This window comes from Aeromonas sp. sia0103 (assembly GCF_963895295.1).
Lineage (GTDB): Bacteria > Pseudomonadota > Gammaproteobacteria > Enterobacterales > Aeromonadaceae > Aeromonas > Aeromonas encheleia.
The window spans coordinates 400,546-422,438 of record NZ_CAWQKG010000022.1 but is presented as its reverse complement, the minus strand read 5'-3'; the positions used below and the strand labels follow the sequence as shown (position 1 = coordinate 422,438).

15 protein-coding genes are annotated in these 21,893 nt (G+C 61.5%); 8 read left to right on the top strand and 7 right to left on the bottom strand.

Annotated features, from left to right (window positions below; genetic code table 11):
- The first annotated feature begins 299 nt into the window (after positions 1-299).
- The 3 genes from AACW18_RS10340 to AACW18_RS10330 are packed head-to-tail and all read left to right on the top strand — an operon-like array spanning position 300 to position 4,305.
- Entirely contained in the window at positions 300-1,856 is a 1,557-nt protein-coding gene (locus AACW18_RS10340; protein WP_218388579.1) for an OmpA family protein, read from the top strand.
- A 17-nt stretch (positions 1,857-1,873) separates the two neighbouring features.
- A complete protein-coding gene (locus tag AACW18_RS10335) occupies positions 1,874-3,469 on the top strand; it encodes a hypothetical protein (protein ID WP_033132184.1) in 1,596 nt (531 codons plus the stop codon).
- 2 nt (positions 3,470-3,471) lie between these two features.
- Positions 3,472-4,305: a hypothetical protein gene (locus AACW18_RS10330; protein ID WP_218388578.1), complete on the top strand. Its 834-nt coding sequence runs from the start codon at positions 3,472-3,474 to the stop codon at positions 4,303-4,305.
- 102 nt (positions 4,306-4,407) lie between these two features.
- Here AACW18_RS10330 and AACW18_RS10325 read toward each other — a convergent pair whose 3' ends face one another.
- From AACW18_RS10325 to AACW18_RS10315, 3 genes are all read right to left on the bottom strand, one after another.
- Complete coding sequence (locus AACW18_RS10325; RefSeq protein WP_218388577.1) at positions 4,408-6,900, bottom strand: YgiQ family radical SAM protein; 2,493 nt, start codon at positions 6,898-6,900, stop codon at positions 4,408-4,410.
- A gap of 192 nt (positions 6,901-7,092) precedes the next feature.
- Positions 7,093-10,212 (bottom strand): efflux RND transporter permease subunit, encoded by a 3,120-nt coding sequence (locus AACW18_RS10320; RefSeq protein ID WP_218388576.1) that lies wholly within the window; start codon positions 10,210-10,212, stop codon positions 7,093-7,095.
- On the bottom strand, positions 10,212-11,261 hold the full coding sequence (locus AACW18_RS10315; protein ID WP_042653967.1) for an efflux RND transporter periplasmic adaptor subunit: 1,050 nt from the start codon (positions 11,259-11,261) through the stop codon (positions 10,212-10,214). The genes AACW18_RS10320 and AACW18_RS10315 overlap by 1 nt, the downstream gene beginning before the upstream one ends.
- Positions 11,262-11,524: 263 nt before the next feature.
- Between AACW18_RS10315 and rssA the strand changes: the two genes are divergently transcribed.
- Positions 11,525-12,388, top strand: a complete 864-nt coding sequence (rssA, locus tag AACW18_RS10310; protein WP_218388575.1) for a patatin-like phospholipase RssA — start codon at positions 11,525-11,527, stop codon at positions 12,386-12,388.
- Positions 12,389-12,450: 62 nt separating this feature from the next.
- Here the strand turns inward: rssA and AACW18_RS10305 are convergent, their stop codons facing one another.
- Positions 12,451-13,812: a sodium-dependent transporter gene (locus tag AACW18_RS10305; protein WP_042653969.1), complete on the bottom strand. Its 1,362-nt coding sequence runs from the start codon at positions 13,810-13,812 to the stop codon at positions 12,451-12,453.
- Positions 13,813-14,014: 202 nt separating this feature from the next.
- The gene (locus AACW18_RS10300) at positions 14,015-14,281 is read right to left on the bottom strand and encodes a helix-turn-helix domain-containing protein (RefSeq protein ID WP_005298604.1); all 267 of its coding nucleotides are present in this window, start codon (positions 14,279-14,281) and stop codon (positions 14,015-14,017) included.
- 258 nt (positions 14,282-14,539) lie between these two features.
- Here AACW18_RS10300 and AACW18_RS10295 point away from each other — a divergent pair, with 258 nt between their 5' ends.
- The 4 genes from AACW18_RS10295 (at position 14,540) to AACW18_RS10280 (ending at position 19,184) form a co-directional block, all read left to right on the top strand.
- On the top strand, positions 14,540-15,133 hold the full coding sequence (locus AACW18_RS10295; protein ID WP_218388574.1) for a hypothetical protein: 594 nt from the start codon (positions 14,540-14,542) through the stop codon (positions 15,131-15,133).
- A 306-nt stretch (positions 15,134-15,439) separates the two neighbouring features.
- Positions 15,440-16,459: a porin OmpA gene (locus AACW18_RS10290; RefSeq protein ID WP_042653971.1), complete on the top strand. Its 1,020-nt coding sequence runs from the start codon at positions 15,440-15,442 to the stop codon at positions 16,457-16,459.
- A gap of 404 nt (positions 16,460-16,863) precedes the next feature.
- A complete protein-coding gene (gene ompA, locus AACW18_RS10285; RefSeq protein ID WP_218289921.1) occupies positions 16,864-17,862 on the top strand; it encodes a porin OmpA in 999 nt (332 codons plus the stop codon).
- 227 nt (positions 17,863-18,089) lie between these two features.
- The gene (locus tag AACW18_RS10280) at positions 18,090-19,184 is read left to right on the top strand and encodes an OmpA family protein (protein ID WP_218328904.1); all 1,095 of its coding nucleotides are present in this window, start codon (positions 18,090-18,092) and stop codon (positions 19,182-19,184) included.
- A 75-nt stretch (positions 19,185-19,259) separates the two neighbouring features.
- Here the strand turns inward: AACW18_RS10280 and AACW18_RS10275 are convergent, their stop codons facing one another.
- Positions 19,260-20,954, bottom strand: coding sequence for an NAD-dependent malic enzyme (locus AACW18_RS10275; protein WP_218289918.1), 1,695 nt, complete (start codon positions 20,952-20,954; stop codon positions 19,260-19,262).
- A gap of 55 nt (positions 20,955-21,009) precedes the next feature.
- Positions 21,010-21,867, bottom strand: a complete 858-nt coding sequence (locus AACW18_RS10270; RefSeq protein ID WP_218388573.1) for a helix-turn-helix transcriptional regulator — start codon at positions 21,865-21,867, stop codon at positions 21,010-21,012.
- Positions 21,868-21,893 lie beyond the last annotated feature (26 nt).

Below are 21,893 nucleotides of genomic sequence, written 5' to 3'. Positions count from 1 at the left end.
TGTTTTTCTGATGGTTGCATCACTTTTGCGCTCGCTTGATCAGCCTCGTTTGGCTTATCATGGCTATTCGATACCTATTCAGTGGCATGGGCGATTGCCTCTGCTGACAAATAGGGCACACAGGAAACCGTTATTTACGAGAATTAGAGCGTTATGGGTTGATATTCAAAAAATCCACCACTAATGCCTTTCATGTCAATAACCGTCGATTATTCTACCGCGTATTGAGAGATCACTTTCTCTGCGCATTTTTTGCATGCCTGAATCTCGGCATTAAATAAGAATGGCAAGGAATAGCTATGGATAAATCGTTTCGTCTTGCACCCCTCAGTTGTGTATTGATTGCTGCCGTTGGCTGCAGCTCTCAACAGATGCAGAATTTCAAATCGACGGTCAATGACATCGGCAAAGATTATGGTATGCCCGTGCTGTGTGGCGCAGGCATGATCGCAGGTGGGGCCGCGGGTTACGCAATTAACGGGGAAAAAGGGGCTGTCGCAGGGCTGGCCATCGGCGGCGTACTGGGCTGTGCTGCAGGATATGCGTGGCAGTCCCGGCTACAAGAGCTTGACCGTATCGCGAAGGAAGAGAATCTCAAGATCACCACCGAACAGCTGACCCTTGCCGAACCCGCGGTTGCGACCAATGTGCCTCAGAATGCGGGTCTGGTTGCCCAGATACCCGACTCCGGCATGTTCGCCATTGGTTCTGACCAGCTGACGGAAAGCGGTCAACGGGTGGTGACCAAACTGGCTCAGGTTTATGCCAAAGCCCCTGCCGCCACTCAAGCCGAGGCATCCAGTGAGCGTCAAGAGCGCCGCATTCTCCTCGTAGGTCATAGCGATGCGACCGGCCCTGCAGAACTTAACCTGAAACTGTCCGAGCAACGGGCCAGGGCCGTCGGCAAGGTCCTGGTAAAAGCGGGGATCCCGGCCACCTCCATTTATTATCAAGGAGCGGGCTCTTCGCGACCTATCGCAGACAACAGTGATCCCTTGCTGCGCGGTCAGAATCGCCGGGTCGAGATCGTTGAACTCGCGAACGAGCATGCCCTGGTGATGCGGGCTCAGTCCGAAGAAGGCAACACCAGATATCTGCGTTATGGCGCTTCCGATGCTGCCAAGCCTCGTGTGGCTGCGGCTAAACCCGCTGCTCAGTCCGCAAGCATTTCAAGCAAGGTGGCGGCCACGTCGCAAACCACCCCTCTTCAAGCCACAACCAAACAGAGCTCACCTGACAGCAACACGGTCAAGGCTGCGCCCAACGCCAAGGCTGCAGTGGATTTCGGCGGTACACCTGCCGGAGCCTACCAGTGGAACATGGCCCAGAACATCAAGCCCAAGGCGAGCGGCTTTGCGCTGATCAGCAGTGCTTATGCGAGCGATATGCCGATGTCGAGCTGTGAGGCGGATAAGCCGCGCAGTGCGGGCCAGGTGCTGAGCATGGCAAACGACCAGCCCCTCGCACACCATGCCACCAAGGAGTACATGCCCGGCTACAACAATCGTGTCTGGGCCAATACCGTCAACGGCCACCTGGTGACCGTCTCTCCGGTTTCCATCTTGCGGGATAACGCCAAGGTCGATCGTCAGCCGATCCTGCAGGTGGTTCAGGGCTACCAATCCTCAAACAAGAAGAAGGCCCAAACCCTCAAGGCGGTGGCCAACACCTATGAGGGCGAGAGTGAAGTGCTTTACCGCGTCTTCACCAGCGATCCCAAGGCACCCGTGTCCTGCATGGATCTCGTGTTCAGTAAAGGCAACGCCAAAGTCAGCCAGGGAGCCCTGTTCTATCCGGCAGGTTCCGAGGCTTATGTGGCTTCGTACATGCCCATTCCCGCCACCCATTCCAAATAAGAAAACGGAGAAACTTAGTGGAAGACTTTTCTTTGGCAGCGCTCAAAGCGTTGATCCTCGCCAACCAGATGCTGACCGTTGGCATTATTTCATTTCTCATGAGCGCCGTTGTGGTGTGGCGACATTGGGAGAATGTGTCCTACTTCCTGATCCGGGTATGGCACAGCCTGCCTCTGATCGGCACAGTTGCTCGCCTCGCACGCAAGCCTGCCTCGGTCGATGGAGATGGCTGGATCAATCATGAAGTGACCCTGTCGAACGTGTACTACCGCGAGTACAAGAAATACTTAAAAGGTCCGGGCGCCTACAATGCCTCCCTCGACTACCTTGCCAAGGCTGGTGAGGCTGGTCGTTCCCCACGCCCGGCATGGGTGCTTGCCCTGGTGCTGATGCTAGTGCTGGTCGAGGCAATGGGGTTTGCCTACGTGCTCGCAGGCTGGATGAACATGGATGCGTCAACCAATGACCGCCACCTTCTGACGGCAGCGACGGCACTGTTGCTCGCCGTCGCATCAGCGTTCTTGGCTGAAGTTGCCGGCCACTCCTTGCATCACAACAGCCTGATCGCGCGAGCGCGCCACTGGTGGCAGGGAGAAGAGCCCTCAAAACGTTCTCGTACCCTCAAAGCAAACAAGGCTATCAATCTGGAAGACTCCTTCTCAGACTCGGATAAACCTGACTATGAACAACTGCTAGCACGTCTGAAAGATGTGAACTCGGGTGTTACCCGCAAGTTTATCTGGCTGATTGTCTGTGCTTCATTTGTTACCTGCATGGCCGTTGGTGCCTTCGTGGTGCGTTCAGCCACCCTCGACAGCATCGAGACCGAGATGGTTAACAGCATGCGTGCAGAGGCAACGACACAGAATGACAGCAGCATAGGTTCGCCGTTTGATCTGCCGGAGGAGTCCCAGGCTATCAACAGCGAGGCGGAAGAGGCCACCATCGACGACAAGATGCAGGCCATCCGTGAGGCCAGCCTGACCACCTACGTCATGCTGTCGCTGATCTACATCGCCATCCAGGGCATCAGCATCTGGCTTGCCAGCAAATACTACTTTGCCGGCACTCACTCACAAACTGCCTGGCGTCTGACTCACGAATACGCGACCGCCGAGGAGATGCTGGACGCGATGGACCAGCAACGCACCGCCATTGCCAGTCATGCCGATGACAAACTCCGCCGATTGCAGACCCTGCTGTCGAGCCGTGACCATACCAACTCAGGTGTGCTGGGTGCGCTGGAAGGGGAGAAATCCGCCCATCGTAACTTCCTGGCCTTTATCGAGTACAAAGCGGGCACTGTGCCACCCAAGCCCGCCCCTCAGGCGGCGCCTCAGGCAGCACAGACTGTGCAAGCCGAGCCGGCGCCTGCCGTGCAACCGGCAGTTGCTCAGGCAGAGGCGGCTCTCCCGTCCACCACAGATGCCCCCGGCCAGACCGGCACTGTCGTCAAGGCCGCTGATTTCCATGATGTCACTGGCCTGCCCGAAGAGAGCCTGGCAGCGGCCAGTCGCGCGCTGGGGGTGAACGAAGATCAGCTACGTGATATCCGTGAACAGCAGATGGCCCTCAAGACCCTGGGCCTGTTCCCCACCAAGCAGAGTGCCTAATCGTGAAGATCACCAAGGTACTACTCCTGGCGTTGACGCTGCCTTGTGCAGCGTTAGCCGCCGACCGTAACGACATACAGAGCTGCTATGAGCGCAATGGCCTGACCGACATCAAGCCCGCGGGGACAGGTCGCGAGCTGGTGGTCATCATCGATCAGACCATTCCGATGCCCGACGATCTGCAGCGCAGCAGCTGGGGCCAGATCGAACGGTTCGTGCAGGCCGGTGATCGCGTCAAGCTCTATACCTTCTCCGCTTTCCTGCCTGGCGAATACCTTCGTCTGGCCTACGCGGGGCAACTGGATATGCCGCTGGAAGGAGAGATCCGGGACGATGTCAACATGCGCAAATTGCGCAGTCTGGACACCTGCCTGGCGACACAGACCAAAGTCTTTCGTAATGGCTTTGGCAAACAGTTCGTGAAAGCGCTGCGTGATGCCCGCCAAGACATCCCCAAGAGCGAGATCATGAACTCGCTGCGAAAGGTGGGGGACGATATGAAGGCCGAGCAAGGCGTCAACGATCGCGTCGTGTTCCTCATTTCGGACATGCTGGAACACTCCGATTACACCAGCTTCTATGCCACCAACAAGATCAAGCAGCTCAATGTCGGTGACGAGCTCAAGCAGGCCAAGAGCAAAGGACTGTTTGCCGATCTGCAAGGCGCTCGCGTCTATATCACGGGCGCCGGACTGGTTACCGACTCGGTGAAACACGCCTATCGTTCCGGCAAGACCATGGATGCACTCGGTGACTTCTGGTCACAGTACTTCGAACATTCCCATGCCACCCTGGTGAACTTCGGTGCCCCCAGCCTGAGCACAGATTTGCAATAAGAGTGACATTCGCAGGGCGAGCCTCGCGCTTCAACCCCATAAAACTAAGGGCGACCATCTGGTCGCCCTTTTTATTTCTATCGCTTTCCCATCAAGGAAATATCAACGCGCTGGTCGCTTGGCCGCGTTACCTTTGGCGGCAGGCTTGCCACCCTGGGCTGCCGGTTTGGCGCCCGGATTGACGGTGCCAGCGCGGCTGGGGGCCTTGCCCTTATGGGTGGCTTTACCCTGTGCAGCCGGTTTGCCTTGGGAGGCTGGCTTGCCATTGGCGCCAGCGCCTTTGCCCTGAGCCACGCCTGCGGGTTTGCCATTGCCCGCCTTGGCACCGGCATGGCCGCCCTTGTTGGCGCCACCGTTGTTAACCGATGCGCCTTCGCTACGAGCCCCCTGCTTGCCTTGCGGCGCGGCAGCCGATGCGCCCTGTGCGCCAACGCCTTTGCCTGCAGGAACGCCTTTACCGGTAGCAGCCTTGCCCACGCCATTACCACGCTGATGCACGATATTGCTATGGCGCGTCAGGGCCGGTTTCAGCCCCTTGTTGATACTGCGCTCGGCCTTGACCTCACCACGCCCTTCCGGCGGCACCAGGCAGTCGGGGCCGTTGCCGATCAGGTGGCCCTTGCCCATCTCGAGCAGCGCTTCGCGGATCATGGGCCAGCCGGCCGGATCGTGGTAGCGCAGCAGCGCCTTGTGCAGGCGGCGACGGCGCTCGCCCTTGACCACGAACACGTCCCCGCCCTGGCGGCTCACCTTGTTGAGCGGGTTTTTCTCGGTGTAATACATGGTGGTGGCGTTCGCGAGCGGCGACGGGTAGAAGTTCTGCACCTGATCCAGCTTGAAGCGGTTGGTCTTGACCCAGAGCGCCATGTTCACCATGTCCTCATCCGTGGTGCCCGGGTGGGCCGAGATGAAGTAGGGGATCAGGTACTGCTGCTTGCCCGCCTCTTTCGAATACTTGTCGAACAGCTCCTTGAACTGGTAGTAGCTGCCCATGCCCGGCTTCATCATCTTGGAGAGCGGCCCCTCCTCGGTGTGCTCGGGGGCAATCTTCAGGTAGCCGCCGACGTGGTACTTGGCCAGCTCCTTGATGTAGCGGGGATCTTCCACCGCGATGTCGTAGCGCACCCCGGAGGCGATCAAAATCTTCTTGATGCCCTTCACATCCCGCGCCTTGCGATAGAGATCGATGGTCGGGGTATGGTCGGTGTCCATGTGCGGGCAGATGGTCGGCCAGACGCAGGAGGCGCGGCGGCAGGTCTGCTCGGCCCTCGGGCTCTTGCAGCGCAGCTTGTACATGTTGGCGGTGGGGCCGCCGAGATCCGAGATGACGCCGGTAAAGCCCGGCACCTTGTCGCGGATCTCTTCGATCTCTTTGATGATCGACTCTTCCGAGCGGCTCTGGATGATGCGCCCCTCGTGCTCGGTGATGGAGCAGAAGGAGCAGCCGCCGAAGCAGCCGCGCATGATGTTGACCGAGGTCTTGATCATCTCGTAGGCCGGGATCTTCTCCTTGCCATAGGCCGGGTGCGGTACCCGCTGGTACGGCAGGCCGAACACCCCGTCCATCTCGTCGGTTTCCAGCGGGAAGGCGGGCGGGTTGACCCAGACGATGCGATCGCCGTGAGCCTGGGAGAGCGCGCGGGCACAGCCCGGGTTGGTCTCGTGGTGCAGGATTCGCGACGCATGGGCGTAGAGTACCTTGTCTTCCTTCACCCGCTCGAACGCCGGCAGCTTCACATAGGTTTTCTCCCATGGCTTCTGCTTGGGCGGCTGCACCAGCACCGGCTTGGCCTCTTGCGCCGCCGGTGCCACCTCGGTGGCGTCGTCGGAGCAGGGCGCCCCTTCCATGTAGGGGTTCATGATGGGGTCGATGCGGCCGATCTGATCCAGCTTGCTCGAATCCACCCCGCGCCACTCGGGCAGCGGCTCCTTGCGGATCACCGCGGTGCCACGGATGTCCTGCATGGTCTCCATGGTCTCGCCGTTGGCGATGCGGTGCGCCACCTCGATCAGCGGACGCTCGGCGTTGCCGTAGATCAGGATGTCGGCCTTGGCGTCCAGCAGGATGGAGCGACGTATGGTCTCGGACCAGTAGTCGTAGTGAGCGATGCGACGCAACGATGCCTCTATGCCACCGATGACCACAGGGACCTCCTTGAAGGCCTCCTTGCAGCGCTGGGTGTAGACCAGGGTGGCGCGATCGGGCCGCTTGCCGCCCACATCCCCGGGAGTGTAAGCGTCGTCGTGGCGCAGCTTCTTGTCTGAGGTGTAGCGGTTGATCATGGAGTCCATGTTGCCCGCGGTCACCCCGTAGAAGAGGTTCGGCTTGCCCAGGCGCATGAAGTCATCCTTGGATGACCAGTCCGGCTGGGCGATGATGCCGACCCGAAAGCCCTGGGATTCCAGCATGCGGCCGATGACCGCCATGCCGAAACTCGGGTGATCCACGTAGGCGTCACCGGTCACCAGGACGATGTCGCAGCTGTCCCAGCCGAGCTTGTCCATCTCCGCGCGGGACATGGGCAGGAAGGGCGCCGTGCCGTAGCACTCGGCCCAGTAGCGGGGATAGGAGAAAAGGTGGGTAACCGGCTGCATTTTGAACACCTGGAACAATTCGGGTCGCGCATTATACCGGCAGAGCCGTGCGGGAGCGATGGCTTTTTGCCCCCATAAACCCAGAGGGATAAGGCGCAGCCGCCGCCACGGCGGCAGGCAGCGCCGACAACGGGCCAACGCAGAGGGCGCCCGCAGGCGCCCTTCTCAATCCAGCGGGATCAGCCTGGCCGCTCAGGCCGCCGGCTTGCCCCGCTGCTCGGGCTCGCTGTCCACCGCCAGCGCCTCGTCCACCAGCAGATCCCGCGCCCCCGTCATGCCGGCCCGCCGGGCCAGCAGGTGATAGATGGCCGGCACCATCACCAGGGTCACCAGGGTCGCCAGGGAGAGGCCGAAGAACACCACAGTCCCCACCGCCATCCGGCTCTCATAGCCGGCCCCCATGGAGATCATCAGCGGCACGGCGCCTATGATGGCGGTCAGCGAGGTCATCAGTATGGGGCGCAGGCGGCGCACCGAGGCCGCGATGATCGCCTCCTCGAATCCCTCGCCACGCTGGCGCAGCTGGTTGATGAACTCGACGATGAGGATGCCGTTCTTGGTCACCATGCCGATCAGCATGATCATGCCGATCTGGCTGTAGATGCTCAGCTCCTGCCCCGTCAGCCACAAGCCCAGCAGGCCACCGAAGATGCCGAGCGGCACTGTCACCATCACCACGGTCGGGGTCAACAGGCTCTCGAACTGCGCCACCAGCACCAGATAGACCACCAGCAGGGCCAGGCCGAACACCATCAGCATCTCGCCCTGATTGTCACGGTAGTCCTTGGAGTCGCCGGCATAGTCCACCGTCATGCCGGCGGGCAGATGGGTGCTGGCCCAGCCGTCGAGGAAGTCGAGCGCCTCCCCCAGGGTGTGGCCGGGGGCCACGTCCGCGGTGAGGGAGATCGCCTTCTGGCGCTGGTAGTGATTGAGGCGCTGCGGGCTCGCCACCTGCTTGACGGTGGCCAGGGTCGACAGGCTCACCATCTCGCCGCTGGCCGCCTTCAGATAGATGCGGCTGACATCGGAGATCCCGTTGAAGTCGCGCTGGTTGGCGCGCAGATAGACGTCATACTCCTCGCCCCTGTCCACATAGGTGGTCTGGCTGACGCCGCCGAGCAGGGCCTGCAACGAGCTGGCCACGGTGGAGACGGGGATGCCGAGCTGGCTGGCCCTGTCCCGCTCTATGGTCACCTGCAGCTCGGGGGTCTTCTCGGCGTAGTCCAGATCCGGCGCCAGCATCAGGCCACTCTGGGCGGCGGCCTGCTGCAACACCAGCCCCTGCTGGTAGATCTCGGCATAGTCCGAGCCCTGCAGCACGAACTGCACGGCGGCGTTGGAGCCGCCCTTGAAGCCGGGCTGGAAGGTACGGATCATCACGTCCGGGATGGCGGCGAGGCGTGTGCTCAGGGTGCGGGCGAACTCGGTCGCGGTCTCGCCGCGCACCGCCCAGTCGGTCAGCTGGATGATCGCCATCCCGGTCTGATCGCCACCGCGCCCGAAGGCCGGGGTGCTGAAGCTCATGGCCTGCACCACCCCCTTGCCGAGCAGCGGCATGACCGCGGCCTCCACCTGCTGCATGTTGCGCTTCATCCGCTCTATGCTGGTACCCTCGGCCCCCTTGACGAACACATAGAGCACGCCCCTGTCCTCGGTCGGGGTCAGGCTGGCGGGCAGCTGGCTAAACAGGGCGCCGATGCCGCCGAGGCAGAGCACCAGCACCAGCGGGGTCCAGGCGGAGCGGCGCAGCACCCAGCCCAGCAGACGCCGGTAGTGCAACTCCACCCAACCGAGGCCACGGTCCAGGGTCGCGGTCAGGGCGTTGGGCTTGTCGACCGCGCGCATCAACCAGGAGCCCATGGCCGGAGTCAGGGTCAGCGCCACCAGGGAGGAGAACAGCACGGCGAGCGACAGCAGGATGGCAAACTCGGTGAAGAGCCGCCCCACCATGCCATCCATGAAGGCGATGGGCACGAACACCATCACCAGCACGGCCGTGGTCGCGATCACCGCGAAGCCCACCTCGCGGGTGCCGTGCCAGGCCGCCATCAGCGGGGGTTCGCCCCGCTGCAGATGGTGATGGATGTTCTCCACCACGACGATGGCGTCGTCCACCACCAGGCCGATGGCGAGAATAAGGGCGAGCAATGTGATGAGGTTGATGGAGAAGCCGAGGTACCAGGCGCCGATGAAGGCAGAGATGAGCGACACCGGCACAGTGATGGCCGGGATCAGGGTGGTTCTCCCCTGCCCCAGGAACAGATAGAGCACGGCCACCACCAGCACGGCGCAGATGGCCAGGGTGATGTACACCTCGTGGATGGCCTGCTTGATGAAGACGGTAGAGTCGTAATCCACCTCGAGCTTGGCCCCCTCCGGCAGGAAGCGCTGCATCTCGCTCATCTTCTGCTCTATCCCCTGCGCCACCGCCAGCGGGTTGGCGGTGGACTGGGCGACTATGCCTATCCCCAGGCTCTCCTTGCCGTTGCGCTGGTAGGCGCTGTCTTCGTTCTTGGCCCCCACCTCCACGTCGGCGATGTCGGCCAGGTAGATGCTCTGGCCATTGGCGGCGGTCGCCACCGGCAGGGAGCGGAAATCTTCGGCACTGTGGTAGAGACGGGCGATCTGCACCGCCATCGTCATGCTGTTGTTACGGATCTCCCCGCCCGGCAGCTCGATGTTCTCGCGCTTGAGGGCATCCTGCACATCCGCCACCGTGATGCCGCGGGCCGCCATGTCGGCGGGACGCAGCCTGACATACATCACCTGGGTCAGATCGCCAGAGAGGGAGATCTCGCTTACCCCGTCCACCAGACTCAGGGGGTCGACCAGCACCCGGTTGGCGTAATCGGTCAGGGCGGTGCGGTCCATCTGGGTGCTGCTGAAGTTGAGCCAGATCGCCACATCCCCGTTACCGTTGTCCTTGGTGACCATGGGCTCGTCCACCTCGTCCGGCAATTTGGGACGGGCACGGGAGATGGCGTCACGCACATCCGAGGTGCCTTCCACCATGTTCCAGCCGAGCTTGAACTCCACCGTGATGGAGGAGCGCCCCTTGCGGGTCACAGAGTTGATGTTCTTGATGCCGCTGATGCCGGAGAGCTGATCCTCTATGGGCTTGGTGACCTGGCTCTCCATGACCTCGGGGGCGGCGCCGTCATAGGTGGTGGTGATGGAGACGGACGGGGTCTGCACGTCCGGCATCTCCCGCACCGTCAGCTTGGAAAAAGCTACCAGGCCGAACACCGTGAGCAGGGCACTGATGACCACCGCCACCAGCGGGCGGCGCACTGACATATCGGAGAGCCACATCAGCCTTTTACCTCTGCCAGATCGCGCACATAGGCACCGTCACGCAGGTTGACCAGCCCCTCGACCGCGATGCGATCGCCGACGCTCAGCCCCTTGATGACCCACACCTCCTCGCCGTGGGTATCCCCCAGCTCCACCGGGATGCGCTTCACCCGGCCGTCCGTCTCCAGTCGATAGACGAAGCGCTGCTCGCCGGCGTACTCCACCGATTGGGCCGGGATCAGGGTCATCTTCTGGGCGGGCAGGGAGAGCTCCACGTTCATCATCATGCCGGGCCTGAGCTGGCCGGTGGGATTGGGGATGATGACGCGGGCCTTGATGTTCTGGGTCTCGTTGGAGATCCGGCTGTCGAGCGTCTCCAGCACGCCGGAGAAGGATTGATCCGGCCAGGCCGAACTGGTGGCCGTCACCGCCATGCCGGGCCTCAGCAGCGCGAGGTAACGCTCGGGCACCGCCAGATCGAGCCGCAGCCGGGCGAGTTCATCCAGGTGGAGCAGCACGTCGCCGCTGTTGACCAGGGCGCCCTCGCTGAGATCGATCAGGCTGACGGTGCCGTTGAAGGGGGCCGGCAGGGTGCGCAGCGACAGCTCGTACTGGGCCGCGTCGACCCTGGCCTGGGCCTGGGCCACGGTCGCCTCCTGCCCCTCCAGCTCCGAATTGGTGATGGCGCCGCGCTCCACCAGCCGGCGCATGTCGCGCAACTTGCGCTTCTCATCGCGCAGGCTGGCGCTCTGCTCGGCCAGCTCCGCCCGCTGCTTGCCCTCATCCAGGGCGATCAGGGTCTCCCCCTGCTTGACCCGCTGACCGGAGCGCACTCCTATCTTGACGATGCGGCCGGTGACCTCGGGACTGACCGCCACTGAGCGGTTTGCCGCCAACTTGCTGACCAGCTTGATGGAGGGCTCGGCCAGGCTCTGCCGGACGGTCTGCGCCCGGATATTGACTTGCTTCGGCTGGGGTTTGCTGACCGGTTCGGCCTGACGAAGATACCAGAGGCCCGCCACCAGCAGGGCGAGCGGGAGGAGCCACAACCATATGCGCATTTTCATCAAACAATCCATGCAATGTAGGAGAAACGAGGAGACTTCATCAATGATGGCATCATGGTAACTCCTGACTATGCCGCGACTATGTATAAATGTGACAAATCGTAACAGCCCGGGTGAAAGATCATCAGCCTCGCCTGTGATGGGTGAATCTGACCCTAGGTCGGACCCTGGCCTGCGACCGCACTCAAGGTGAGGGCTAGCAGGATGACGGCCGGGAAAACAGGGAGTAAGCTGGAGCCCTTACTCATGCAAGGAGACGCACAGTGTCACGAAAACCCCGTTTGGGACTGGCTCTGGGCAGCGGCGCTGCCCGAGGCTGGGCACACATAGGCATCATACGGGCACTGGAGCGGCTCGGCGTCAAACCGGATCTGGTGGCCGGTTGCTCCATCGGCAGCTTCGTGGGCGCCGCCTACGCCGCCGGTGAGCTGGACAAGCTGGAGTCCTGGGTACGCGGCTTCAGCCGGCTGCAGGTGATGGGACTGCTCGATCCCGCCCTCTCCGGCGGCCTGTTTCGCGGCGAGAAGGTATTTGGCATCGCCGCCAACCACCTCGGCGATCCCCCCATCGAGAGCCTGCCGCTGCCCTTCGCCTGCGTCGCCACCGAACTCAACACCGGGCGCGAGATCTGGCTGCAAGAGGGCCCGCTGCGCCAATGCGTGCGCGCCTCCTGCGGCATGCCCGGCATCCTGACCCCGACCCGGGTCGACGATCAGTGGCTGGTGGATGGCGCCGTGGTCAACCCTGTGCCCATCTCCCTCGCCCGCGCCATGGGGGCCGAGGTGGTGATCGCCGTCAACCTCAACGCCGATATGCACCAGCCCTGGGCTGACGACTCCGACGAACCCGTTCAGGGCGGCCGGTTCAGCCAGTGGCTGAACCGGGGTGAACCGAGCACCCCCGGCATGTGGAGCGTGATGACCGGCTCCATCAACATCATGCAGGAGCGCATCACCCGCGCCCGTATGGCCGGGGATCCCCCCGAGATCCAGCTCTGCCCGCGTCTTGGCAGCTTCTCCATCATGGATTTCCATCGGGCGAGCGACGCCATCAGCGAGGGCGAGGCCTGCGTCGAGCGCAACCTGGAGCAGCTCAAGGAGGAGTTGTCCCGGCTCAGGCTCATCTGAGCGCCGTTAGTCACAATAAAAAAGAGCGCCACCGGCGCTCTTTTTTATCTCAGGGAAGGGGATCAGAACAGCCCCAGCCCCTTGAGCATCACGATCAGGATCAGCAAGGGCGACACGTAACGGATGATGAAGAACAGGGGTTTGAGGATCTTGAGTTCCAGTTTGCCCCCATTGGTCAGTGCCGCCGCCATCCGCTCATAGCCCCAGACCCAGCCGACAAACAGGCAGAGGAAGATCCCGCCGAGCGGCATCAGCACGTTGGACGAGATGAAGTCGAACAGATCGAAGAAGGTCTTGCCGGCGATCTGCACCTCCGCCAGGGTGCTGTTGGAGAGCGCACAGGTCGAACCGACCACCCCCAGCACCAGCAGGTTGATCAGGGTCGCCTTGGGGCGGCTCATGTGGAAGCGCTCCGACAGCACCGAGACCGGCACCTCAAGGATGGAGAGCATGGCGCCGGTCGCCGCGATGGCGGAGAGCACGAAGAACAGCACCATGAACAGATGGCCGAACGGGATGCTGGCGAACACCGCCGGAATGGTGATGAACAGCAGGGAGGGACCGGCCGAGGGCTCGAAGCCAAACGCAAACACCGCCGGGAAGATGGCGATCCCCGCCAGCATGGAGACGAACAGGTCAGCACACATGACCCGGACCGTGGTCAACGGGATGTGCTGATCGTCCCGGAAGTAGCTGCCATAGGTCATCATGCAGCCCATGCCGATGGAGAGCTTGAAGAACGCCAGCCCCATGGCCGTCAGCACCACGCCGGCGGTGATCTTGGAGAAGTCCGGGGAAAACAGGAAGCGCAGCCCCTCGCTCGCCCCCGGCAGGGTCAGGCTGCGCAGGCCGATCACCAGCAGCAGGATGAAGAGCACCGGCATCAGCCTCTTGGTCACCGCCTCTATGCCCTTGGCGACCCCCATCAACAGTATCCCCCCCATCAGCGCCAGCACCAGCCACTGCCACAGCAGGCTCTGCAGCGGGTTGGTGATCAAGGAGTTGAAGGCCGCACCGGTGACGGCGGGATCGGTCGACAGGATCTCCCCGCTGATCGCCTTGAAGATGTAGGCGAACACCCAGGCCGCCACCTCGGAGTAGAAGGACATAATAAGGAAGGCCGCGGTGACCCCCATGGCCGCGATCAGCCACCAGGGCTGTCCCTTGGGCGCCAGCTTGATGAGTCCGCTCACCGCGTCGGATTTGGCCTGACGGCCCAGCATGATCTCCGAGATCATCACCGGCAAGCCCACCAGCAGGGTGGCGATGACATAGACCAGCAGGAAGCCGGCGCCGCCATTTTCCCCGGTCAGGTAGGGGAATTTCCAGATATTGCCGAGGCCGACGGCCGAGCCCAGGGTGGCGGCGAGCACGCCGAAGGTGCTGGTGAAGCCATCTCTGGCTTTCGGTATGGTTTGACTCATGCTTGTCTCACTGTACGCATCACGGGAGGAGGCTCCCCATTCAAGGGTCGGAATTCTCTGGGGATTAATCCAGCTTGCCAAGCGGTTTTAATTAAAATCACTGCGCAGAGCACAGCCGGCAGCATTTAATTAAATATGGAGGTATTTTGATGGATAAAAAAATGCCGCCTCGAGGGCGGCACTTTTACCAAAGCTCCGATGATCAGGCCTTGGCAATATCGTCCGGACCGATCTGACCGATTTCGGCGACTTTCTTGTCAGCCAGCAGCCAGAGGGTGAACTTGTGCAATTCCGGGTGATGAGCCAGGGCGACCAGGAAGGCGCCTCCGACTTCACGATAACCCAGTTCATAGTTCTTCAGGGTAGTCGGGGGGACACCCAGCAGATCGGCAAACTTGGGACGGCTCAGGCCAACCGCTTCGCGGATCTGACGGATCTTCTTGCCAACAGTTACGATATTTGAATTCATGGTGTTCCATACTCCGTTCGGCGGATTCACTCCACCTGTATTTTTCGCGACGACTCGTAGTCAAGTGTATCAGTTTTGAACGGACTCGTTATGGTCGAGCCTCTATCTTTAATAAGCGTCTTTCGACGACAACCCTAACAAACATCGGGGATGGTAATCGCAGAGCAGCCTCAGGTAAACAGTCTCGAAAAGAAACCTTATTGTTGCCACGGCCATAACTCGTATAATCCGCCGGTTATCCCTTAAAGAGTAATCAGCATGGCATTTCCAGGCATCATCTCCCGTCTTCATCCCGATTCGGACCCCGCGACCCTCGCTCGTCAGCTCCATCAGGGCCAGCAAACCCGAGCCGAGGCGTTCTGGTTGCCAGCCGCCCTGCAAAGCGAGGCCGCGTCAGTGCTGGCGGCCCTCTCCGACCGGTGCAGCCTTTACCTCGAGCAGCCCGGCACGCTGCCCCTGCGCGGCCACGACGGCGTCTTGCAGGAGGATGGCACCCTGCTGCTCGGCAATGGTAATCATATGAAGCTTGCCGTGACGCAAGGAGATGGCGGCCTGGTGCCCGAACAGGGTCTGTGCGAGATGGCGCTGTGGCTGGAGGCCGGACATCGAAATTTCATTTGTTCAGCAGCAGTTCAGCCCGTGGCGCGGGCCATCCTCAATATCTGGCCCCTCGACCCCTATCTCGCCCGCCATTTTCTCCTCAGCTTCACCCCCTTGCTGTGCGAAGCAACCGAGGCCGATTACCTGGCGGTATTTTCCACGCGGGAGTCTGGAGCCACGGCACGGCCGGCCTGGGTTGAGGCCTATATGAAGCTTGAAAAAAAGCTGCACCGCGCCTACTTGGATCACTAATAAATTCGGATAAACAGCCAGTTACTCACACGACACAAATTGCCTTATCGATTATCTGTGAGCTTGATCATGTTTTGAAATGAGCATAAAGTGCGCCACGTCATCGGAATGACATCGGCTGTTCGTGAAGGGGGAAGCATTGTCGACAATGCAACCCGTTCACCTGTGCACCCAGATACGTGCCTCCTGGATGGATCTAGGATCCCTGCTCGGTGCAACCATTGTTGCCCGGCAGAGCCAGCAGCTTACATAAATTAAAAAATGCGAAGCACGTGGACTACGTGCCATCTCAACGAGGATTTTTTTATGATGAAAATGGCTCCTTCCCTGATCGCCATCGCTATGGCTACCATGGGCGCAACTGCTGCACACGCCGCTGACGACATCTACTTCGGTGCCGGTGTCGGTGCTACTCACTTCAACGGTCTGAACAAGATCGAAGGCGTTACCGCCGGTGAAGAAGACGCAGCTGCTGCAAATGCCTTCGTAGGTTACAACTTCAACGAATACTTCGGTTCCGAGCTGGGCTACCAGTACACCGGCCGTGGTAACACCGATGGCAACCGTTACGAGAGCCAGGGTGCCACCCTGTCCGGTATCGCTCGTCTGCCGCTGGGTAACGACTTCTCCCTGTTCGGTGAAGCTGGCGCCTACTGGGGCCACACCGACGGTATGGGCACCAGCGATACCAAAGTATCCCCGCTGGCTGGCGCCGGTGTGACCTACAAGGTTAACGACGCTCTGGATCTGCAAGCTCGTTACCGTTACATGTGGGACGTGGCTGACCTGACTACCGCCACCGGCGAGCAGTACAAGTCCAACCAGAGCGTGGCTACCCTGGAAGCCGTTTACCACCCGTTCCGTACTTCCTACGTAGCACCGGTTGCCGCTCCTGTTGTTGAAGAAGCCGCTCCTGCTCCGCAGATCGTTGAGAAGAACTTCGCCCTGAACTCCGACGTGCTGTTTGCCTTTGGCAAAGACAGCCTGAAGGCCGAAGGTGTTGACGCTCTGAATGCTCTGTACCAGCAGATCGTTGAGTTCCAACCGAAAGACGGCAACGCCGTAGTCGTTGGTTACACCGACCGCATCGGTTCTGACGCTTACAACCAGAAGCTGTCCGAAGCTCGTGCCCGCACCGTTGCCAACTTCCTGGTCAGCAAGGGTATGGCTGCCAGCAAAGTCGGTATCGAAGGTCGTGGCGAAGCCAACCCTGTCACCGGTACCAAGTGTAACGGCGTCAAGGCCAAGGCTGAGCTGATCTCCTGCCTGGCCCCGGACCGTCGCGTAGAAGTTCGCATCTCCGGCGTTCAGGAAGTTCAGCAGTAATCTGACTCCGCTCAGATAATGCGAAAAGGGGATGCCACGGCATCCCCTTTTGCTTGCCTGCGATCTGCGTCACGGCAACGCTCGCCCTCTCCTGCCCCCTTGCCGTCTCCCCCTCCTCACCGCTAGTCCCTCGCTGGATGTTTGTACAGAAACTTGATCAATGTGGGTCAAAAGAATACAGTAGCCTCGCTTGTAAGACATTGGATGAACTATTAAAAGTGCTTATTGCCCGGTTAGTTGTCCATGGAGAATTAGCTTCATGAGAATCCAGGTTACCATCCATTTTTTATTCAAGCCGCCCGTGATCGGCTCACGACGTCGCAGCATGAATTGTCATCTGCGGTCGGTATAACAGAAGAGTGCGCAGTACGCCCATAGCACGGCAACTCAACGAGGATAAAATGATGAAAATGAAAATGGCACCAACCCTGATTGCTCTGGCTATTGCAGCCATGGGAACTTCCACCGCCCAGGCGGCCGACGACTGGTACACAGGTATGGGTGCCGGTTGGGCATATGGCCATGACCTTGACTCCTTCGGCCAGGATGCCGACAAGGACGCCACCGCGCTGTCCCTGTTCGGTGGCTACAACTTCAACGAGAACTTTGCCGCTGAGCTGGGTTATCTCTACGCCGGCAAGGGTGGCGTCGATGGCGTCGACTTCAAGACCCAGGGTGCGACCCTGTCCGGTATCGCCCGCCTGCCGCTGAGCGACATCTTCTCCGTGTTTGCCGAAGGCGGTGCCTACTTCAACCACGTCAACGGCAATGGCGAGAGCGACAACGGCACGGCCCCCCTCGCTGGCCTGGGTCTGACCGCCAAGCTCTCCGATCTCATCGATGTGCAGGCCCGTTACCGCTACATGTGGAGCCTGGGTGACGAGCAGAAGACCTGGGAAACCGACATGAGCGTCGCGACCCTGGAACTGGTGATGCACCCGAACCGCACCACCTATGTCGCTCCCGTGGTCGCCCCCGTGGTCGCCGAGCCGGCTCCCGTCGTGGTCGACAAGAACTTCTCCCTGAGCTCAGACGTGCTGTTTGCCTTCGGCAAATCCACCCTGAAACCGGAAGGGACCGCCGCACTCAATACTCTGTATCAGCAGATCGTTGACGTTCAGCCGAAAGATGGCAGCGCCGTGGTGGTGGGTTACACCGACCGCATCGGCTCCGATGCCTACAACCAGAAGCTGTCCGAAGCACGCGCCCGTACCGTGGCCGACTTCCTGGTCGGCAAGGGCCTGCCGGCAGGCAAGGTGGCCATCGAAGGTCATGGCGAAGCCAACCCGGTCACCGGCACCCAGTGCGATGGCGTCAAGGGCAAGAACGAGCTGATCTCCTGCCTGGCTCCGGATCGTCGCGTCGAAGTGCGCGTCACCGGGGTGCAGGAAGTCCAGCAATAAGCTGCATACTTGCACGAAAAAAGGGGCCGTACGGCCCCTTTTTTTATGCCAAAATATTGCCGCCCAACCCCCTGGCCGGATCACAATAGCTGCCGGTTGTCTCACAGAATTTCTATATGGATGCGCCACTTAAGTGGTTAAACCTCTTATATCGCCTATACATAATGGTGGTTATGCATAACAAGGGCTGGGAGCCCTATAACACCCAACATCGACGAGGATACGCGATGAACATAAGACTGAAACCGGTATGGATTGCATTGGCATTGGCGACCACGGCGGCGCAGGCGGCCCCCGTTCACGACTGGTATATAGGGGCAGGGGCGGGCTGGGCATGGGCACATGATATCGATGACTTTAGTCAGGATGTCAGCGACGATGACACCGCCTACAACGTCTTCGCTGGCTATAACTTCACCGAAAACCTGGGCGCCGAACTGGGCTATCTGTCCGGCGGCGAATGGGATATCAATGGCCACGAGTTCAGCAACCAAGGGGCAACCCTGTCGATCCTGGGCCGGCTGCCATTGAATGACATCTTCTCGGTGTTTGCCGAGGGTGGCGGCTACCTCTACAGCGTCAAATCCATCAACGGCAACGAAGAGAACCTGGCGCCGCTGGCCGGGCTTGGCATGACCGCCAGGCTGACCGACTGGATCGACATCCAGGCCCGCTATCGCTATATGGTGCGGGTCGGTGATGACTCAGACAACGACAAGGTGGGCAGCGGCACCCAGCGCTGGGTCAGCGACATCAGTACTGCCACCTTGGAGCTGGTGCTGCACCCCAACCGCACCGTGGCCGCGGCCGTGGTCGCCGCCCCCATAGTGGCGCCGCCCCCGGCTCCGGCCCCCGTGGATCAGACCTTCAACCTGAGCTCGGACGTGCTGTTTGCCTTCGGCAAGGCGGAGCTGAAACCTGAGGGGATGCAGGCGCTGGAGTCGCTCTATCAGCAGATAGTCGACATCCAGCCCAAGAATGGCAGCGCCGTGGTGATGGGCTACACCGACCGCATCGGCTCGGATGCCAACAACCAGGCTCTGTCGGAAGCCCGCGCAAGCACAGTAGCCAACTTCCTGATCGGCAAGGGCCTGCCGGCCGACAAGGTCAGCATTCAGGGCAATGGCGAGAGCAACCCGGTGACCGGCAACCAGTGTGACGAGGTCAAGCCCAGGGCCGCGCTCATCGACTGCCTCGCCCCGGATCGCCGGGTCGAAATCCGGGTCACCGGCGTGCAGGATGCCGACGCCGCCATGCCCGCCACCTCTGAGCCAGCGACTGAGCCCGCCCTCGAGCCGGCTGCCGAGCAACCGGCACAGTAGCAACCGGCACTCATGCCGTGCACAAAAAAAGGGATGCTGCCGCATCCCTTTTTGCATCTGTGCCATCAACCCCGATCAGAACGAGGTGCGGCGATAGCGCCGGTATTCCGGCCGCCAGAAGTTCGCCTCTATGGCCTGATCGATCACCTCATCCGGAGTCTGCACCGCCTTGCCCTGCAGCATGGCGGTCTTGGCCACCATCTTGGCGATGTAGCGGGACACTTGGTGGATATCCGCCAGATCCGGCAGCAAGGAGCCATCCTCCCCCTTCACCAGCGGCGAGCACTCCGCCAAGGCACGGCTGGCCGACATCAGCATGGCATCGGTCACCCGGGTGGCGCCGGAGGCGATGACGCCGAGCCCGATCCCCGGGAAGATGAAGGAGTTGTTGCACTGGGCGATGACGTAGCGCTTGCCCTTGTGCTCCACCGGCGCGAACGGGCTGCCGGTCGCCACCAGCACCTGGCCGTCGGTCCAGCGGATGAGGTCCGCCGGGGTGGCCTCCACCCGGGAGGTGGGGTTGGAGAGCGGAAAGATGATGGGGCGGGTGCAATGCTTGTGCATGGTCTTGACCACCTCTTCGGTGAACAGACCCGGCTGACCGGAGACACCGATCAGGATGTCCGGCCGACCGTGCTCCATCACCTCCAGCAGGGAGATGTTGTCCCCCACCGGCCACTCCTTGATCCGCTCCACCGGCTGGGAGAGACGGCGCTGGAACGGCAGCTGGTTCGGGATCTTGTCGGTGATGAGCCCGAAGCGGTCGACCATGAACACCCGGCCCCGTGCCTCGGCGTCATTCAGCCCTTCGGCCTTCATCTGCGCCACTATCTGCTCGGCGATGCCGCAACCGGCGCTGCCGGCGCCGAGGAAGGCGACCCGCTTCTCGGAGAGCTTGGCACCGGAGGCCTTGCAGGCGGCGATCAGGCTGCCCAGCGTCACCGCCGCCGTGCCCTGGATGTCGTCGTTGAAGCAGCACAGCTCATCCTTGTAACGGTTGAGCAGCGGGGTGGCATTGCCCTGGGCGAAATCCTCGAACTGCAGCAGGATCTCGGGCCAGCGGCGCTTGACCGCCTGGATGAAGGCATCGACGAACTCGTCATACTCCTCCCCCGAGATGCGCGGATGGCGCCAGCCCATGTAGAAGGGATCGTTGAGCAGCTGCTGGTTGTTGGTGCCCACATCCAGCACCACCGGCAGGCAGTAGGCGGGCGAGATGCCGCCACAGGCGGTGTAGAGCGACAGCTTGCCGATGGGGATGCCCATGCCGCCGATGCCCTGATCGCCGAGCCCCAGGATCCGCTCGCCGTCGGTGACCACTATCACCTTGACGTTCTGCTTGGTGGCGTTCTGCAGCATGTCATCGATCCTGTCCTTGTCCGGATAGGAGATGAACAGGCCGCGGGCACGGCGGTAGATGTTGGAGAACTCCTCGCACGCCTTGCCCACGGTCGGGGTGTAGATGACCGGCAGCATCTCGGTCAGATGGTTGGTCAGCAGGCGATAGAACAGGGTCTCGTTGGTATCCTGGATGTTGCGCAGGTAGATGTGCTTGTCCATGTCGTTGCCAAACGCCATGAACTGGCGATAGGCCCGCACGGCCTGCTCTTCGATGGTCTCGATGTTCTGGGGCAGCAGGCCTTCCAGATTGAAGCTGCTGCGCTCCTCGCTGGTGAAGGCGCTGCCCTTGTTGAGCAGCGGCGTCTCCAGCAGGGCCGGGCCGGCGTAGGGAATGTAGAGAGGACGTTTCTGATTATTATCTTCAAACATGGATCTGTACCTTGACTGTGTGGCCCGCCGATCCTATGGGCTTGGGCCAACAATTTCAAAGAGTTTGCGCATCCGTGGCGACAGGTTTGCGACCCAGTCGACGAAAGGCCCCCGGGGTCTGCCCAGTGAGGCGGCGAAAACGGTTGGCAAAGTTGGCACCGTCGCTGTAACCGACCCGGCCGGCAAGCTCGCCGAGCGGCCAGTTGGTATAGAGCAGCAGCTGGCGCGCCTTGTTCATTCGCAGCTGGGTGAGCCAGGCCATGGGCCCCATGCCGAACAGCTGCCGGCAGAGGCGGTGCAGATGGGGCACAGAGCAGGCCATCTGGCCGGCAAGCAGCGCCACGCTCCAGGGCTCGTCGAGGCGTGCCTCCACCCGCCGAAACAGCGCCTGCAACCGCAGCTCCGGGGTGCCGCGCACCTCCCCCTGCAGGGTCCTGTCCAGCAGCGCCAGCAGCAGGCTGAGCAGTTGCGGCTGCAGGGGGGAGCGGACCCCCTCCCCCTGCATCAGGCTGAGCAGATGGTAGAGCTGCTCCCCCTCCTCCCCTTGCCAGATGCGGTGGCCGAGCCGGTGCAGGTGGCGCCAGCGCGGGATGTCGTCGAGCAGGATCCAGCTGGTCTGCCAGCGCTCGCCGACAAGCCGCAACCCGCCCGGTACGGCCGCCGGCAGGAACACCAGCGCGCCCGCGGGAATGGGCTGTTCGGTCGCCCCGGTCAGCAGCACGCCCCCCTCGTCGTGGCTGACCATCAGGATGTGGAACTCAGGCCGGTTGCGACGAATCAGGTAGTGATCCTGGATGTTAGAAAGACCGGTCAGGAAGATGCCCGCCTCACCGAGCAGGGGCAGTCCCTCCCGCCCCAGCATCCGCTCCTCGCAGCTCGGGGCGATCTCCAGGCACTCGCTAGCAAAGCCCATAACACCTCAACAAGATAGTTTTGCAC

Bases quoted from the DNA above. Each gene is read 5' to 3' on its own strand.
- AACW18_RS10275 (WP_218289918.1), bottom strand. From the start codon at position 20,954: ATGTTTGAAGATAATAATCAGAAACGTCCTCTCTACATTCCCTACGCC.
- AACW18_RS10295 (WP_218388574.1), top strand. From the start codon at position 14,540: ATGGCATTTCCAGGCATCATCTCCCGTCTTCATCCCGATTCGGACCCC.
- AACW18_RS10290 (WP_042653971.1), top strand. From the start codon at position 15,440: ATGATGAAAATGGCTCCTTCCCTGATCGCCATCGCTATGGCTACCATG.
- ompA (WP_218289921.1), top strand. From the start codon at position 16,864: ATGAAAATGAAAATGGCACCAACCCTGATTGCTCTGGCTATTGCAGCC.
- AACW18_RS10270 (WP_218388573.1), bottom strand. From the start codon at position 21,867: ATGGGCTTTGCTAGCGAGTGCCTGGAGATCGCCCCGAGCTGCGAGGAG.
- AACW18_RS10315 (WP_042653967.1), bottom strand. From the start codon at position 11,261: ATGAAAATGCGCATATGGTTGTGGCTCCTCCCGCTCGCCCTGCTGGTG.
- AACW18_RS10320 (WP_218388576.1), bottom strand. From the start codon at position 10,212: ATGTGGCTCTCCGATATGTCAGTGCGCCGCCCGCTGGTGGCGGTGGTC.
- AACW18_RS10340 (WP_218388579.1), top strand. From the start codon at position 300: ATGGATAAATCGTTTCGTCTTGCACCCCTCAGTTGTGTATTGATTGCT.
- AACW18_RS10280 (WP_218328904.1), top strand. From the start codon at position 18,090: ATGAACATAAGACTGAAACCGGTATGGATTGCATTGGCATTGGCGACC.
- AACW18_RS10305 (WP_042653969.1), bottom strand. From the start codon at position 13,812: ATGAGTCAAACCATACCGAAAGCCAGAGATGGCTTCACCAGCACCTTC.
- AACW18_RS10300 (WP_005298604.1), bottom strand. From the start codon at position 14,281: ATGAATTCAAATATCGTAACTGTTGGCAAGAAGATCCGTCAGATCCGC.
- AACW18_RS10325 (WP_218388577.1), bottom strand. From the start codon at position 6,900: ATGCAGCCGGTTACCCACCTTTTCTCCTATCCCCGCTACTGGGCCGAG.